The organism is Ruegeria sp. CDSA221, from assembly GCF_059611825.1.
The window spans coordinates 76,574-93,110 of the sequence record NZ_JBXWPK010000004.1; the positions used below are offsets into that span (position 1 = coordinate 76,574).

General features: G+C 54.3%; 15 protein-coding genes. 10 read left to right on the plus strand and 5 right to left on the minus strand.

Annotated features, from left to right (window positions below):
* Positions 1 to 86: 86 nt before the first annotated feature.
* Genes AC2FJ5_RS07375 through AC2FJ5_RS07405 form a run of 7 tightly spaced genes read left to right on the plus strand, consistent with a single transcriptional unit; the run spans position 87 to position 9,390 of the window.
* Complete coding sequence (locus AC2FJ5_RS07375) at positions 87 to 1,352, plus strand: hydroxymethylglutaryl-CoA reductase (RefSeq protein ID WP_496792931.1); 1,266 nt, start codon at positions 87 to 89, stop codon at positions 1,350 to 1,352.
* Positions 1,349 to 2,260 (plus strand): UbiA family prenyltransferase, encoded by a 912-nt coding sequence (locus AC2FJ5_RS07380; protein WP_496792933.1) that lies wholly within the window; start codon positions 1,349 to 1,351, stop codon positions 2,258 to 2,260. The genes AC2FJ5_RS07375 and AC2FJ5_RS07380 overlap by 4 nt, the downstream gene beginning before the upstream one ends.
* Complete coding sequence (locus AC2FJ5_RS07385) at positions 2,257 to 4,716, plus strand: PEP/pyruvate-binding domain-containing protein (protein WP_496701337.1); 2,460 nt, start codon at positions 2,257 to 2,259, stop codon at positions 4,714 to 4,716. Before AC2FJ5_RS07380 ends, AC2FJ5_RS07385 begins: the two co-directional genes overlap by 4 nt.
* The gene (locus tag AC2FJ5_RS07390) at positions 4,685 to 5,806 is read left to right on the plus strand and encodes a BtaA family protein (protein WP_496792934.1); all 1,122 of its coding nucleotides are present in this window, start codon (positions 4,685 to 4,687) and stop codon (positions 5,804 to 5,806) included. The genes AC2FJ5_RS07385 and AC2FJ5_RS07390 overlap by 32 nt, the downstream gene beginning before the upstream one ends.
* Positions 5,803 to 7,134, plus strand: a complete 1,332-nt coding sequence (locus tag AC2FJ5_RS07395; protein WP_496792935.1) for a hypothetical protein — start codon at positions 5,803 to 5,805, stop codon at positions 7,132 to 7,134. The genes AC2FJ5_RS07390 and AC2FJ5_RS07395 overlap by 4 nt, the downstream gene beginning before the upstream one ends.
* On the plus strand, positions 7,131 to 7,976 hold the full coding sequence (locus AC2FJ5_RS07400; protein ID WP_496692038.1) for a hypothetical protein: 846 nt from the start codon (positions 7,131 to 7,133) through the stop codon (positions 7,974 to 7,976). Before AC2FJ5_RS07395 ends, AC2FJ5_RS07400 begins: the two co-directional genes overlap by 4 nt.
* Positions 7,969 to 9,390, plus strand: coding sequence for an AMP-binding protein (locus AC2FJ5_RS07405; RefSeq protein ID WP_496792936.1), 1,422 nt, complete (start codon positions 7,969 to 7,971; stop codon positions 9,388 to 9,390). Before AC2FJ5_RS07400 ends, AC2FJ5_RS07405 begins: the two co-directional genes overlap by 8 nt.
* A gap of 483 nt (positions 9,391 to 9,873) precedes the next feature.
* On the opposite strand, the gene AC2FJ5_RS07410 is transcribed toward AC2FJ5_RS07405, so the two are convergent.
* The gene (locus AC2FJ5_RS07410) at positions 9,874 to 10,818 is read right to left on the minus strand and encodes a hydrogen peroxide-inducible genes activator (RefSeq protein ID WP_496792938.1); all 945 of its coding nucleotides are present in this window, start codon (positions 10,816 to 10,818) and stop codon (positions 9,874 to 9,876) included.
* Positions 10,819 to 10,914: 96 nt separating this feature from the next.
* On the opposite strand from AC2FJ5_RS07410, the gene AC2FJ5_RS07415 reads away from it, so the two are divergent.
* Entirely contained in the window at positions 10,915 to 12,375 is a 1,461-nt protein-coding gene (locus tag AC2FJ5_RS07415) for a catalase (RefSeq protein ID WP_496792939.1), read from the plus strand.
* Between the two features lie 169 nt (positions 12,376 to 12,544).
* On the opposite strand, the gene AC2FJ5_RS07420 is transcribed toward AC2FJ5_RS07415, so the two are convergent.
* Together AC2FJ5_RS07420 and AC2FJ5_RS07425 are read right to left on the minus strand one after the other, a co-directional pair.
* Positions 12,545 to 13,075, minus strand: coding sequence for a redoxin domain-containing protein (locus AC2FJ5_RS07420; protein WP_496792940.1), 531 nt, complete (start codon positions 13,073 to 13,075; stop codon positions 12,545 to 12,547).
* Positions 13,076 to 13,127: 52 nt separating this feature from the next.
* A complete protein-coding gene (locus AC2FJ5_RS07425; protein WP_496792941.1) occupies positions 13,128 to 13,877 on the minus strand; it encodes a hypothetical protein in 750 nt (249 codons plus the stop codon).
* A gap of 86 nt (positions 13,878 to 13,963) precedes the next feature.
* Here AC2FJ5_RS07425 and AC2FJ5_RS07430 point away from each other — a divergent pair, with 86 nt between their 5' ends.
* Together AC2FJ5_RS07430 and AC2FJ5_RS07435 are read left to right on the plus strand one after the other, a co-directional pair.
* Positions 13,964 to 14,509, plus strand: coding sequence for a MarR family winged helix-turn-helix transcriptional regulator (locus tag AC2FJ5_RS07430; RefSeq protein ID WP_496792943.1), 546 nt, complete (start codon positions 13,964 to 13,966; stop codon positions 14,507 to 14,509).
* Positions 14,506 to 15,198, plus strand: a complete 693-nt coding sequence (locus AC2FJ5_RS07435) for an MOSC domain-containing protein (protein WP_496792944.1) — start codon at positions 14,506 to 14,508, stop codon at positions 15,196 to 15,198. Before AC2FJ5_RS07430 ends, AC2FJ5_RS07435 begins: the two co-directional genes overlap by 4 nt.
* 250 nt (positions 15,199 to 15,448) lie before the next feature.
* On the opposite strand, the gene AC2FJ5_RS07440 is transcribed toward AC2FJ5_RS07435, so the two are convergent.
* Positions 15,449 to 16,021 carry a TetR/AcrR family transcriptional regulator gene (locus AC2FJ5_RS07440; protein WP_496792945.1) on the minus strand — a complete coding sequence of 191 codons (573 nt, stop codon included), beginning with the start codon at positions 16,019 to 16,021 and terminating at the stop codon, positions 15,449 to 15,451.
* Positions 16,018 to 16,536: a dihydrofolate reductase family protein gene (locus tag AC2FJ5_RS07445; protein WP_496792946.1), complete on the minus strand. Its 519-nt coding sequence runs from the start codon at positions 16,534 to 16,536 to the stop codon at positions 16,018 to 16,020. Before AC2FJ5_RS07445 ends, AC2FJ5_RS07440 begins: the two co-directional genes overlap by 4 nt.
* Position 16,537 lies beyond the last annotated feature (1 nt).

Here is a 16,537-nt window from a genome sequence, read left to right on the forward strand (position 1 = left end):
TGGAAATCGCATACTTTCTTGTTAGGGTGCAGCCGGTGCAGAATTCAATCTGCAGCCGTTTGCACAGCGTATATTGGAGCTGCCATTTGATCATTCCATTTCATGTGCGAGAGATGCTGCGGCGCATCAAAATGCGATATGATGTTGAACGCACGCCACAGCAGATGGCCCCAAGCGACGAAGTGTTTTCGCCTTTACGCTCCTCTCGCAAGGCTGACCGTAAGACTGTTGCGCGGTTCTGGGATCATCTAAAGCCCAAGGCAAGCGGCGCAGATCAGGCATTGATTGCGGATCCTGCAACAGTCGAGGCATCTGAAACCTACAGCGCCAATATTGAAAACTTCATTGGAACTGTGAAAGTGCCAGTTGGCATCGTTGGGCCTTTGCGCTTGAACGGTATGAACGCCAACGGGGATTTTTATGTGCCGCTGGCGACGACTGAGGCCGCGCTTGTTGCCTCTTATGCGCGGGGGGCCTTTGCAGCTGGTCGGTCTGGTGGGGTCAGCACGGCTGTTTTGTATGAAGGTGTTTTGCGCACGCCGGCCTTTGTGTTCGAAAGCCTTTTGCAGGCCGGTCAGTTCGTGGATTGGGTGGTCAGCAATGTCGATGAACTCCAGGCGGCGGCTGATGCCACAACCGGGCATGGTAAACTTGTCTCGCTGGAGCCTTTCATAGACACAAATATCGTCTTTCTGATTTGCCGCTACACCACAGGTGATGCGGCCGGTCAGAACATGGTAACCATTGCAACGGATGCGCTGTGCTGCACCATCACCAAAGACTGTCCAGTTCCAATTGAGAACTGGTATATTGAGGGAAATTTTTCAGGCGACAAAAAAGCCTCGGCGCTTGGATTGGTAACGGGTCGTGGCCGAAAGGTTAGCGCGTCGGTAACCTTGCCTGCGGACGTCGTGGAAAAGACGCTTGGCACCACCGTGGATGCCATGCTGGCTTATGGTCGGGTCGCCAATCTTGGGTCACATCTGTCGGGTCAGCTTGGAGCTCAGGCCCATTATGCCAATGGGCTTGCGGCCTTTTACATAGCAACTGGGCAGGACGCGGCCTGTGTCGCTGAAAGCGCGATGGGGGTGACGCGGATGGAGCCCAGAGGGGATGATCTTTTCTGCTCGGTGACGCTCCCGAACATCCTTGTCGGCTCCGTGGGCGGTGGTACCGGTTTGCCCAGCCAGACTGCGGCACTGAACATTCTGGGATTGAAAGGCGCCGGCCACGGCACGGCGCTGGCCGAAGTGGCTGCCGCCATATGCCTGTGCGGAGAAATATCGATTGTCGCTGCAATCGCTGCGGGGCATTTCACGCGAGCCCATGAAAGTTTGGCCCGCCAAAGATGACTTTGCTGGCTCGACTGTGGATATATCAATCCGAACGCTTCCCACTGAAGAAAACTGTTCCGCTTTTGCTGGTGTTTTCAGCAGCAAGTATCTGTGTATCGGCCCGGCTTGCTGATCGACCATTGCCCGAGTGGTCTGCCTTTGTGGTGGGGTTCGTACTGGCGATGGCGCTGTTTTTCCAGATGCGCGTTTGCGACGAATTCAAGGATGCCGAGGACGACCGCCGCTACCGGCCCGAGCGACCGATACCCCGAGGGCTGGTGTCCCCGGCTGAGGTGCTTGTCCTTGGCTTGCTGACTCTACCCATGGCCGCCGCCGCTGCATGGTTTTGGTACCTCCCGGTTCTGTGGTGCCTTTTTTTGGTTTGGGTATGGCTGGCGGCAATGACGGCCGAGTTCGGGGTGCCAACCTGGTTAAAGGCGCGCCCAGTTCTTTATCTCGTCAGTCATATGGCGATCATGCCGCTGATTGACTTGCTGCTGACCAGCATCGAATGGCTTCCGGCCGGAGGGGCCGCATCAAAGCTGTGGTTATTTCTGGCGTTGTCTTTCGTGAATGGCTGCGTTCTTGAGATCGGTCGCAAGCTATGGTCGCCCGAAAACGAAATTGACGGGGTGGACACCTATTCCGGTCTTTGGGGGTATCGCCGCGCCGCTATCATTTGGCTGTGCTGCGTTGTGCTGTCATTCGTGTTTCTGGTTGGCACGGGGTTTGCGTCTGGAGCTGGGTGGTTAACCGTATTGGTCGGGGCCGCTGCGTTCGTGCCTTGTGGTCTTGCGGCACGCAGCTATGTGAAGGCTCCAACACCCAAGGCGCAGGACAAGATGGACGCAATCGCGGGACTATGGGTGTTTTTCTGCTATGCCACTGCGGGCTTTTTGCCGTTCCTGATTGGAGGCTTTAGATGACCCTTATCATCAATCAATCCGAAGCGACTGACCCTACAGTGGTCGGAGGAAAAGCCGCTGCGCTATCAAACCTCGCTCGTCGCGGATTCAATCCACCTGCGTTTTTTGTTATAACCGATGCCGCATTCCGTGCAGGTAAGACAGGGCCTGTCGCAGCACGTGGGTTGAGTAAGGCGCTTGGCGCTGCACTGGATGCGTTGGGTCCGGGGTATTATGCAGTGCGTAGTTCCGGTCGGGCCGAAGATGGTGTAGAACACAGCCATGCAGGTCAGTTTGATACGGTTTTGAATGTCACCGGTAGCAAGGTCATACAGGCGGCAAAACAGGTTTGGCAATCGGGGTTTGCGGATACAATCGCCACTTATCGCTCGGTCAAATCCGGGGGCGAGGCAGAAGCGCCCGCGATAATCGTACAGCGCATGATTGAGGCGACGACCGCGGGTGTTGCTTTTTCGGCCGATCCAGTGACAGGGCAGCGAAACACCGTTGTCGTGTCTGCCATCAAAGGTTTAGGCGATGCGCTGGTAGCAGGTGAAGTCGATGGTGAGGATTGGATTATTGATCAAGCCAAACAGCCCGAGTGCGCACAAACCACGCCTCAGGTTTTGACACCGGATCAGGTACTGCAGGTTGCGATGCTGGCGCGCAAAGCGGAAGAGGCTTTTGGCGTCCCGCAAGACATCGAATGGGCGTTCGATGCGGATGGGCTGCACATTCTTCAGGCTCGGCCGATTACGACCGAGCTGCGACCAGTGGCGGTGCCGGATGATGTACTTACCATTTTTGACAATTCGAACATCGTCGAAAGCTATCCGGGCATGGTCAGTCCACTGACCTATTCTTTTGCACTGCACGTCTACTCACGGGTTTATCGCGCTTTTGTGCGGCTTCTGGGCGTTTCGAATAAAACCGTCGCGCAGAACTCAGCCATATTCGACAATTTTCTTGGGCGTATTGATGGGCGTGTCTACTACAATCTGGTCAACTGGTATCGGGCGCTGGCGTTGCTGCCGGGGTTCTCGCTGAATCGCGATTACATGGAAACGATGATGGGTGTGTCCGAACCCATGCCCCGCGAGATTACAGATGGCATTGGACCTGCTCCTGCCAGAGGTGTGCGCAAGATACTGGAATACGCCAAACTAGCGACGGTAGCGGGCAGTCTGATCTGGCAGGCCGTGCGTTTGCCGCGCACGCGGCGTAAATTCTATGTCAGGCTGAACGATGTTCTGGACCGTGGTCTGGACATAGAAGCTGCGAATGCGACCGAACTGGCCGCCGAGTATCGTCAGATCGAAAGCACTCTTCTAGATCGCTGGGATGCGCCGCTTATCAATGATTTCCTTTGCATGATCGCGTTTGGGGCATCGCGCAACTTGCTGCTCAAGTGGTTGGGTGAAGACGGGCTGTTGCTGCATAACGACGTCATGATTGGTCAGGGTGATATCGTCTCAGCCGAACCGGCGCAGCGTATTGCCCGCATGGCCGGCTTGGTCCGCGAGGTCGGGATTGCTGATCAGCTAGGCGCGGAATGCCGGTTGGAAACCCTTGCTCCTTACCCTGAGATCGAAGCCGAGGTTAGATCTTATCTCGATAAATTCGGGGATCGATGCACTGAGGAGTTGAAGCTGGAGAGCATTCCGCTGCGCGATGATCCCACCAGCCTGTTGATGGCCGTCGCAGCCAGTGCCGCCCGTCCCGAGGGTAAGCGACACATCGGCACCGAGCCGGATTGGAAAACCCTGTTTCCCGGCAATCCGCTGAAACGCTACCTATCCAAATGGTTCGTAGGCTGGGCCAAGGGCCGCGTACGTGACCGTGAAAACCTGCGCTTTGAACGCACCCGTATTTTTGGCCATGCCAGACGTGTTTTTCTGGGAATTGGTCGAGAGTTTTCGGCAAGGGGGCTGCTTGCGGAACCCCGCGACGTATTTCATCTGACGACGTATGAAGTCTTGGGAGCCGTCGAAGGGTTCAGCCTATCGCCTGATCTGAAAACCATAGTCGCGCAGCGTCAGCGCGAAGAATCCGCTGCGTCCCAGCGTCCGGATCCGCCAGAACGTATAGAAATTCGAGGTCCCGCCATTGCTCCGATTTGGGCGGAAATAGAAGAGGTAGACAGTGATCCGGAGCGGATAAAATCCGGTACCGGCTGTTCAGCTGGACAAGTTATCGCAAAGGCCCGTGTGATCCGTGACCCGCGGACTGAGGCGCTGCAACCTGGTGACATCCTCGTGGCGCGTCACACCGATCCGGGCTGGATCGCAGTATTTTCGAACGCCTCGGCCATTGTTGTGGAACGGGGGTCACTTTTGTCGCATTCCGCAATAGTGGCGCGAGAGTTGGGAATCCCATGTGTGGTCGGTCTGAAAGGGGCCACTCATTGGATCAAGGATGGCGAAACCCTGTCGGTCGACGGGGCAAGTGGCAAGGTGGAACGGTGCGATGGGGCATAGTGAAATCGAAGGCAAGGCTGATTTTGATCACATCCGCTATGCACAGCTGTGGGAAGATGCAGACGTTTTGACCGGCGCGCTGGGCGATTGTGCGGGGGGGACGCTGGTATCCATCTGCTCGGCCGGGGATAATGCGCTGGCTATGTTGATACTCGATCCAGCGAAAGTTGTGGTTGTCGATTTGTCGCCAGCACAAATCGCCTGCCTAAAGCTACGAATTGGCGCTTTCCAGACCCTGACACATCCCGAGTTTCTGGAGCTGACGGGATCGCAGCCCAGCAAGAGGAGAGCAGCCCTGCTGGAGCGAGCTTTGCAGGATACCGACCCTGAAACCCGAACCTTCTGGAGTGGTTTTGTCCCTGACGTGGAACGTTACGGGGCAGGCGGGGTTGGCAAGTTCGAGCGGTATTTTCGCATCTTCCGCACCCGGCTTTTGCCGTTTGTGCATTCACGACGTACGATTGATGACGTTTTTACGCCCCGGTCACCTGAGGCGCGCGAGGTTTTTTTCGATACGCGCTTTGACACCTTCAGATGGCGGCTGTTGTTGAATGTGTTCTTTTCCCGCTTTGTGATGGGGCGCATGGGCCGCGATAAGGCGTTTTTCGATCACGTAGAGGGCAGCCCCGCCCAGCATGTGGCTCGTCGCATTCGCCACGCGGGCGTTGATACCGACCCGTCACAGAATCCCTATTTGCACTGGATTCTGAAAGGCACGCATGGAGACGCGTTGCCGATGGCATGGCGGCCCGAGCATTTTGATACGATCCGCACCCGCCTGGATCGTCTCGATATCCGTCCGGGATCATTAGAGGCTTTTGTCTCGACCGGTGAAAAAGCCGACGGGTTCAACCTGTCTGACATTTTCGAATACATGTCGCCCGATGTATTTGAGCAAGTCTATGGCTCGATCCTGTCAGCTGCCGCGCCCAAGGCACGTCTCGTGTATTGGAACATGATGGCACCGCGCCGCGTGCCTGCGCGATACAGGAGCGAAGTTGAAACACATCGCACGACTGAGGATCGACTGAAGTCACGCGACATGGCGTTTTTCTACTCGGATTTCGTCGTGGAAGAGGTGCTTTCGTGAGCATCCAGGCCCAGATTTTACTGGCCTTGGCGTCTGTTGCGGTCCTGTTGGGATTGATGGCCGTTGTCCGATGGCTGGCGCAAAAGGTCGGCTTGAGCGCAGAAGTGCAACGTAAACTGATGCATGTTGGAACCGGACTCTTTACACTGGTTCTGCCGTGGATTTTTCCGGAACGCTGGCCAATATACATGCTAATCGGGGTAACGCTGATCGTCATGCTGATCTTGCGCCTGCCCCGGTTCTCACAAGGTCTGGGCGCAACCCTACACAGCGTCGAGCGCACGTCATACGGCGATTTCCTGTTGGCGCTATCCGTTGGGCTTTGCTTGTTGCTGGCCGGGGAAAACACCCTGTATTACGTGCTTCCGATCGCCGTTTTAACACTGGCTGATGCCGCAGCCGCGCTTGCCGGGACCACGTACGGGACCAAACGCTATGTGGTCGAAGATGGCGAAAAAAGCCTAGAAGGGTCAGTGGTGTTTTTTGTCGTAACTCTATTGGTTGCGATCATCTGCTTCTTGTTTTCGTCGAAACTCCCACCGTCCAACATCATGATGCTGTGCCTTATGGTTGCGGCCTTTGGCACATTGGTCGAGGCACAAAGCTGGCGGGGGTTTGACAATTTGTTCCTGCCGCTTGGCTTGCTGATTTTTTTGAAAGTTCACTACTTCAGCTCCTTGGCAGAGCTGGCGTTGCTGGCCATTTTGTTCTTTGCCGCACTTGCCAGTTTTGGGGTGGTGGGAACCAAGCTGGGCCTGACCAAACATACGACCCGTGTGTATGTTGTTGCGGTTTTTCTGCTGCTAGCGACCGCGAAACTGCAGAACACAGTACTGCCGATCATGGTTCTCGCGGCACACGGCTGGGCGCGTACTGCTTCTCCTTGCGACAGTAAGTTCCCCGATTTGGATATCGTAGCCGCCTTGGGGCTAATAGGGTTCGGCTGGCTTGCAGCGGGAAATGCAACGGGATGGGATGCAATATCCTTTTTTGGACTGAGTGCAATGGGGTTGGCCATGGGGCTCACAGCTGTGGCGCTGCGTGCCATTCCTATTGCGATACCGCTTGCTGCCGCTGTCCTGTTTCTAATCCGTACCTGGGCGGTTTCCCTGAATTCTGACCAGTCAAACTGGGCCGAGCCATTGACCGCGCTCTCACTTGTATCACTCGCATTTATGGCGATTGTGCCCTTGGTGCTTCCGCATTTGCTCCAAAAGAACCGCGTTTCGAGGCTCACGCTTTTGGCGCTGTTACCTCCGCTTGCCTATTACTTCTGGTCCATAGCAGGGTCTATTGACGGCGGGATTGTTGCTGGAGTTGTATCATGACGAAAGAAAACATTCAGACCAAAGGCGCCAAACTATCTGTTTATCTGCAGGGCCCTGATTGGGATGGTGCCCCAGCTGCAACAATAGGCGACTTCTCGTGCGAGACCCCAGAGGCCGGTCTGGAGGTACTGCAAACGGCTATTGGACGGGTCCGGTACGCCGGGGTTGATCGGATAATTGGACCTATGTCCGGTGATACATGGCACAGTTATCGGTTTGTATCGGACAGTGATGGATCAGCACCCTTTTTAATGGAGCCGACGCACAAATCACATGAGCCCGATGTGTTTAGGGCGGCAGGATTTGCCGCCATCAGTAAGTATTTCTCGGCGCGAGTATCATTGGCGCAAACGGCCAATTCGTCTCTAGCTGCAGTTGATGGGTTCGACGTAGAACCCTGGGACGGAACCAACCCTGAGGAGTTGTTCCGGCAGGTGTATCAACTATCTGTCGAGGCTTTTTCCCGAAACGCTTTTTATAAACCTATTTCTGAGCGCGATTTTCTTGCAATGTATATGCCTGTCGTTCCGATGTTGAAGCGCGAGCTTATCTTTTTTGCCCGCCGTCCCGACAGCTCATTAGCGGGCTTTCTGTTTGGTATTCCGAACTATGCTGAAGGCCCAAACCCAACAGCCGCGATCCTGAAAACTTATGCAAGCCTTGAGCGTGGTGCGGGTCGCCATTTGGCCAGTCATTTCCACAAGTCTGCTCTGAAGCTAGGCTTTGATTCCGCTATCCACGCGCTGATCCATGATGACAACCAATCCGCGGATCGCAGTGTTGTTGAAGGGGCCACGGTATTTCGACGGTACAACCTGTTGGGACTGCGCCTGGATGACTAACTTGTTGGATCAATTTGCCGTAGCGGTTGATAGACACCCGGACCGGACGGCCATTGTTGAAGGCAGCGGTCGCGAGGTCACCTTTCGTGATGTGCAGATACGCGCGCAGCAAATGGCTAGGAAGTGGAGACGTAAGGGGATTGGGCGCGGCGACCGCGTTCTTCTGGCGATGCCGGTCAACGCTAATCTCTACGCTAGTCTTGCGGCCTTGTGGTCGTTGGGCGCAACGGTGGTTTTGCCTGAACCCACGATGGGACTCGCGGGGCTGCGTCATGCAGCGAGAACGACCCGACCCAAGGCTTTTTGCGCGTCGGGTTATTTTGCGTTGCTCAGGTTTGTTGTGCCGGAACTCTTCAGGCTGCGCCTTTTGCTACCAGGTACCGCCCGGGGTGATCTGAGCGTCGCGCCCGTTCAAGACGGTGACACGGCGCTCATTTCCTTTACATCCGGCACTACAGGTCAGGCCAAGGCCATCCCCCGCAGCCACGCGTTTCTGATGGCACAACATGATGCCATTGCGCCGCTTCTGGACAGTGATGCAGTTGAACGGGATCTGGTAGCGTTTCCGGTGTTTACCCTGATCAACCTGGCGGCTGGGCGCACGACAGTTCTGCCGAATTGGAGAATGAGCAATCTGGATCGACTATCCTCCGAACAGTTTGCGGGCTGGATATCGAAGCAGAAAGTGACCCGTCTTTTGATCCCTCCGTCGTTGTGCGAAAAACTTGCACAGCGTAAAGATACGGGCCGGCTGCACACAGTCTTCACCGGCGGCGGTCCGGTATTCCCTGACCTGATTGAAAGGCTTCTCGCCAATTCCGGTCTGGACGTGGTCTGTGTCTATGGGTCAACCGAAGCTGAACCGATTGCGCATCTTGATGCGCGGGAAATCACCGAAGTTGATCAACTTGAAATGGCGGCGGGCAAGGGGCTTCTTGTTGGGCATCCGGTTTCGAAAATCAAACTCCGAATTCAGGACGATGAAGTTCAGGTGGCGGGCGATCATGTAAATGATGGCTATCTTGATCTCGCACACTCCAAGGAAAACAAAATCAAAGACGGTATTACGATTTGGCATCGAACCGGTGACGCGGGTCGGTTAGATGATCAGGGGCGATTGTGGCTGTGGGGCAGACTGGGGAGCGATGTGACAACCCCGGCTGGTCAAACCTTTCCTTTTGCGATCGAAGTAGCTGCCCGGCAATGGCCGAGCGTGACGAACAGCGCGCTCATGAGCTTCGATGGGCGTCCGATTTTATGCATTGAAGGCGACGCGGATCAGCTTTCAAACTGGAATAGCCTGGCGCAGGAATTCGGTGTTGCCAATGTGACCCATGTGAAAAAAATGCCTATGGACAAACGGCACAGGTCCAAAGTTGATCGGAAAAAACTCACCCAATTATTGGGTTATTAGATCACAGAATTTTCACCTTAAGAGCTCCAACGGAAAACCGTGGTCGAGCACACTTTTTGCCTTCCAACCGAAAGGCAGGAAAGTCCGGGTGCTTATGAAAAACCAGTGCCAGTATAGCTGCTCGCCGCATGAATGACTATTTCTCCCACTGCAAGTTGGCTGTGAGAAAGCGCAAGGGACAGGATGGGCTCATTTGAGACATTTATCGCAGCGTCGATGAGGTGTCGTTGTTCGTTCTGGGTTAGAAATGCTTGATGTTTGGGTCAGAATTGAATGAACCAGACCCAACCGTCACAGTTGGACTAGAAATGTGATGAACGTTCGACGTCAGAAGGCGGCTCAATGTAGGGCATCAGCCGAATTTGATCTTTGGGTGGCTTTGTTGATGGCTTAAACAAACATCACATTAGCACATTGCGATGTCGTCAGGAGGAGGCACCCACGTCATCAGCAAAGCCTATCCCAACCTTGGCTGGTCTCGCTCTAGGCATTTCCGTTCAAATATCGCGTCATATCCGGAGCGGCCATAAGCGTCTGAATGAAAGTCCCGAAGTGTTCAAACGACCCTGCGCGCGGGTCGCTGTCGCGCCATGCCAGTCTGATAGAACGGCCAAAGATCCCATCAGCAATGGGATGTGTCGTTGCCAAGCCGCCGAAACGATCAGGGCCACTCACAGACAATGCCGGAAACAGCGCACAACCCTCTCCGAGTGCGACCATTTGCCGGAGCATTTCAAGGCTGCTCGCCACCCTCTGTCTAGGTCGGTCAATCCGGTCGCAAAATGCTACGGTCTGATCCCTTAGGCAGTGCTCTTGAGAAAGCAGAACGAGCTGAGAGGACAGAACCTTGGACCAGCGAACTTTCTCATTGGGTCTGAAGTTCAGATCCTTGGGGCAGGCAAAAACAAATGGTTCGTGAAACAACGGAAGCGCTCTCAGTACAAGCTGTTTCAGGGCTGTCGCAATCAGTGCAGCGTCCAGCGTCCTCCTGACGAGCATCTCTTCAAGAACGTGAGTGGGTTCTTCGAACAATGACAACTGGAGATTGGGGTACGCATTTTTGAGAGACTTGAGGATAAGCGGCAGCAAGTAAGGCCCAAGTGTTGGAAGTACCCCAAATTTCAACTCTCCCTCCAGATTGTCACTTAGGCTCAGCGACAATTCCAGCAGTTCACGGGCCTCTGTCAGAAGGATTTCTGCTTTTTGCAGAACTATCTGGCCATTTTGCGTCAACGAAATATGCCGTCCGTGGCGTTCGAATATCGAAAAGCCAAGACGCGCCTCCAGCTTGGATACCTGTTGGCTGATTGCAGGTTGTGAAACCCCACAGATATCAGCCGCCCGGCCAAAATGACCTTCTTCGGCAATGCTTTGAATGTACTCAAGATCTCTGAGTGAAAGGCCGGCGACTGAGGTTCTTCTAACCATGCATCACCTCTGATTATCGATCGGATAATTTATATAAGTTGGAGTAACTTGGCGGATTTCGGTTTTGTCCTTTTCATACCAACACAGGAGATTGACATGACGAGCAAATCGAAGCTGACCACCGCATTTGGCGCGCCAGTGCCTGACAACCAACACACACTGACGGCGGGGCCGCGTGGACCAGCGCTGCTTCAAGATGTTTGGTTTCTCGAGAAGATGGCCCACTTTGATCGCGAGGTGATCCCCGAACGTCGGATGCATGCCAAAGGATCCGGCGCTTACGGCACATTCAAAGTGACCCATGACATCACCCAGTATACGCGTGCCAAAATGTTCTCTGATGTTGGCAAGAAGACGGATCTCTTCCTGCGGTTCTCGACCGTTGCAGGGGAACGCGGCGCAGCGGATGCAGAACGGGATATCCGCGGCTTCGCTATCAAGTTTTATACGGAAGAGGGCAACTGGGATCTTGTGGGCAACAACACCCCTGTGTTCTTCCTTCGCGATCCGCTGAAGTTTCCCGATCTCAACCATGCCGTCAAACGCGATCCGCGGACGAACATGCGCAGTGCGGATAACAATTGGGATTTCTGGACCAGCCTTCCCGAAGCCTTGCTTCAGGTGACGATTGTTATGTCTGATCGGGGGATTCCGGCCACCTACAGACACATGCACGGCTTTGGCAGCCACACGTTCAATTTTATCAACTCGGACAACGAGCGGTTCTGGGTCAAATTCCATTTCAAAACGCAACAGGGGATAAAAAACCTCACCGACGAGGAAGCAGCACAGATCATCTCCGGTGACCGTGAAAGCCACCAGCGTGATCTTTTTGACGCAATTGAAAACGGCGATTTTCCTAAATGGATGCTTTATGTCCAAGTCATGCCAGAGAAGGATGCGGGTACATATCACCTCAACCCGTTTGATCTGACCAAGGTTTGGCCACATGGGGATTATCCGTTGATTGAGGTTGGCGAGCTGGAATTGAACCGGAATCCCGAGAACTACTTTGCCGAGGTTGAACAAGCAGCCTTCGCCCCCTCTACAATCGTGCCTGGTATCAGCTTTTCGCCGGACAAGATGTTGCAAGGACGTCTGTTTTCTTATGGTGACACTCAGCGGTATCGGTTGGGTGTCAACCATTCCCAGATCCCTGTGAATGCGCCTCGTTGCCCGTATCATTCCTACCATCGTGATGGCGCGATGAGGGTCGACGGCAATGCCGGATCTCGGATTGGTTATGAGCCCAACATGCATGGCGAATGGTCCGAGCAACCGGATTTCTCTGAACCACCTTTGTCCATCGAAGGTGCTGCGGATCATTGGAACCACCGCGAGGATGATGACTACTTCTCGCAGCCCGGTGAGTTGTTCCTCCTGATGACGCCAGAGCAGCAAGAAGTACTGTTCGAAAACACTGCCCGCGCAATCTGGGCTGCACAAAGAGAAATTCAGATCCGCCACATATCGAACTGTTTCAAGGCAGATCCTGCATATGGTGCCGGTGTAGCAAGGGCTCTTGGTTTGACCGATGAAAGTGGGTTCCCCGCGTAAAGACAATTGGCAAGCCCCCGATCTTCGGGGGCTTCCCTGATACTGCGGGGTAGTCGACGGCGGGCACCGTTTGGTGTGATCGGGTATTCCGTCGCTGCGTGTGGCTAAACTGCCTTTTGGCGATGACCTTGGGGAAAAACGGTTTCCATACGCGGGCGCATTGGCCGGCTCACACATTGCAGCTACCTGATGCGCCTTCGTTTTGATTGACGGTGGCGGGATTGCTTGTGACCGATGCGGCCCGTCGTGTCAGAAGACTGCCAATCTCAGACCCCAACTGCAGTTCTGAGACCTGTCCAAGGTGATGCACAACGATCCGTCCCGACTGATCCAACAAGACAAGGCTTGGTGTACCGCGCATGCCAAAGCGGGACATCGTGTTTGGCAATTGCCCCACCCCCTGCCTGTCCACGCCGACAGGGAAGGTGATGCGATATTCATGCAGGAAGGCTTTCAGAGACACCGGTGTCATGGCGTCGTGATGCTCGAACACAGTGTGCAAGCCAATCACGGCTACCTTTTCTTCAGGAAACGTCTTCTGAATCGATTGCGCCAAGGGAATACCATGCAGGACGCATCCCGGGCACAACATTTGAAATGCCTCAATAACAACAACCCGTCCCCTTAGACCGCCTAAGGTTAGGGGTGTGTCTGTGTTAAACCATTCCGAAACGTCTAGTTCTGGTGTTTGCATTTTCATTGCCCTCAATAACACGCAGCCGCCTTGGGTTCGGCGGCTGCGTGGTCGAATGTCAGTGAAGCTTCCCCGGCAGGCTCAGGTCGCCGGATGCGACGTCGAAGACATCTGTGACGCACAGCAAGGGCGCATGGATGTTAGCGTTCACTCGCAATGCAGAAGTGACACCATCGTAAGCGACACCATCCAGTTCTACGTCGCTGGCAAAGCCTGCGTTCACCACAATTTCGGGCCCATCAAACAGCGGTGTAAACCCTGGGCTGTCCAGAAAGATCGGGAACCCAGGCCATGTTGCAGGTAGCTTCGGCGTGGAACCTTCGGGGATGTCCCGTACGGCAAGCGCGTCGGGCCCGCACGCTTCGGTCGGGGTCAACACAACCCAGTGGCTGTGCCATTCGATACCGTCATTCGCCGGATCTCCGTCGCCGTTCTCGTCAAAAAGCGGTGTGTCATCAAAATCTGGATGACTGGTTGCGGCCATTGCAAGGATGCCTGTGCCGCCTTCGAACCCAACGGCCGAAGGGTCCAAAGAAGTAGGCCAGACATATGACCAGACGTCTGATCCACCGACCTCTCCGGTTGCCACCGGAACCGAGGCGCCAGCCGTCCCATTCGTTGTCATGTGAAAAGTGACCGTGTTTCCATTGCGATGCGCATGCGCTGCCAGAATGTCAAAGTCCGCGACTTTACTGGCGTCCGGCGAAGATATGATGGCGCCATCTTGAAGGATGGCATGGTTCCCATCAGCAAGAACCGTGCTTCCGATGACCAGCGCCAAAGTAGAAGTGAGCGTTGAGAGTTTCATGAGTGTCTCCAATCAAATAATATCGAGTCGCTACTATAGTGAGAAATGCATTGCAACTATAATTTCGACTCGCTACTAAAAGTGTTATGAACACAAACCACTGCATACGCACGCTAATCAACCGTTTGGCCCGTATTGATGCTTCCGAAGGATGGGCGGGAGATTTGAACCCGACTCAGAGGATGGCGCTGGAATACCTCGCAGAGGCGAACATGTTTTCGCGCTCGCCGTCGCAAGTTGCAGAGTATATCGGAACAACCCGTGGAACGATGTCACAAACGCTCAAGGCTTTGGCGCGCAAGGGCTATGTAGAAGAGCAACGCAAAGAGCTTGATCAACGGTCGATCTCTTATGACCTGACCAAGGAGGGGGTCAAAATTGTACGTCAGCCGAACCCTGTTGCACAGGCAATTGGAGATATGCCCGTAGAAAACCAAGCCATGCTTGAGCAGGGGTTGATGCAAAGCCTCAGTCTGGCTTTGGCCGCAAATGGAGGTCGGTCATTCGGCCAATGCAAATCCTGCACATACCATGATGCCACGACGGAAAACGGTTTCTGCAAACTGTTGGGTGTATCATTGGACGTCGGTGAAAAAGACAAGATCTGTATCGAGCACGAGGAAGCCAGATGAACCATTTTGATTTATCGGCGAACATCGACGGCATATTTGTCGGAGCGGTCAAAGATTGTTGGGAAGGCAAACCGCCATCGGCCATTCAAAAAGACAGGGTGGACGGGCGGCAGTTGATTACCTCGCTCGGATTTTCCGAGGATGCACAGGCAGATTTGACCGTGCATGGAAGCGAAGACAAAGCCATCCATCATTATGCTTTTGATCACTATTCGGCTTGGCAAGCAGAGGGCCTAATGGCACCCGGCACACTGCCAGCGGCGTTCGGTGAGAACATTTCAACAACGGGGCTGACCGAGGAAAACCTCTGCATTGGCGACATCCTGTCTCTGGGTACGGCGGTTGTTCAAATCAGTCAGGGGCGGCAACCGTGCTGGAAACTCGGGCTACATACGGGGCGCAAGGAAATGCCTTACCAGTTTCAGAAGACGGGCCGAACCGGATGGTACTATCGTGTGCTCGAACCTGGCGAAGTTGGCGCCGGTGATCGGATCACCTTGGTTGAAAGGTTAAATCCAAATTGGTCTGTATTGGCCGTCACACGTGCAAGGTTGACTCGTCGCATTCTGCCAGTAGATGCCGAGGTGTTGTCTCAGATGAAAGAACTGGCTCAAGGTTGGCGACAAGCTTTCTGCCGAATGGCGGAAGGCAACACCATAGAGGATACATCGGTGAGGCTAGGTGCCTGAGGCATTGTATGAAACATTTAAGCCGTGGTTGGCGATAACGCACCTTCCTCGAACCGAAAACATCGAGATCACGAAAGCAGCCAACCGCCAAGTATCAATCCTTTGGCAAACCGAACTCATTTGAGACATAAGCCTCAGCCTAGATGAAAGTTAGTAGCCTTGGGGCAGAAATACTTGACGTTAGGGTCAGAATTGAATGACGCAAACTGCTTATTGCTTGAGGACACCCTCTGATGGGCATGTTTTCATATCACGTCGCCGCGAAGTCACCCGCCGCTTGCGCAAGAATCCAGTCAACCCCACGCAGAAAATCGTTTATTGTCAGGGGATTGTCTTCTCCGCTCGAGGCTGAGAGCACAAACCCATGTGCATAGTCGATCAGCACGTGAACAAGAACATCACCGCCATCGCTGTTTTCGAGTTGGTCCGTGCTGACCTTTAATTCCTCGGCCACGTTCATGAGGTCCGCGCTCATGAGCGTTACATCGTCTAGGATTGCACGGAGTAGATTGGCGTTCTTCAAAGCGCAACCATAGTAAGTCGCCATAATGCACCGTGCGCGTTTGACTGGGTTGCCACCATTCACTCCATCCAAGACGCCTGCAAAGGCAAGTTCCACCAGATCGGACAATAGTTGCTTCTTGCTACCTGCGTGATAGGTCACGGCCATCGGAGTGACGTCAAGCTGATCGGCAAGTATGCGAAACGAAAGCGCATCAACACCTTTGCTTTGGGCGATCGGCAATGCGGCCTGCAGGATCACTTGCTTCGAAAGGCGCTGTGCAGCCTTTGACGGTCGCCCTGGTGGAGAAGCTTTCGTCACCTGGTTTTCAGTCTGTAATCGAGATCTACCAGACCGGAGGAAAAGCTGCTAACCGAAACCAATTCCAGATCAACGTCACCTTCTGTTTCACCAAAGATCCGAATGCCTTCACCGATCAGAATGGGAACCAAGGTAATCCGCATGTCCTCAATCAGCCCGGCTTTGAGGAAGGATTGGATGATTGCACCGCCATCCACATAAACTCGATTGTAACCACGCGCGCCAAAATCCTCCATCAAATCAGTGGGTGTTTTGTCTGAAACTTCAACTCTATCGCGCAGTTCATCTGGAATGCCTGAGGGTTTCATTGAGCGACTGAGAACCACCACTGGTTTCTTGTAAGGCCACTCCCCGAATCCCAGAACTGTCCGGTACGATCCGGACCCCATCACGATCACGTCGACGCTACTCTGAAACGCGGCAAACCCGTGATCTTCGTCTGCAGTGGGTTGCTTTTCCAACCAGTCCAGCCTGTGATCTGGCCTTGCGACAAAACCGTCTAGGCTCATTGCCATC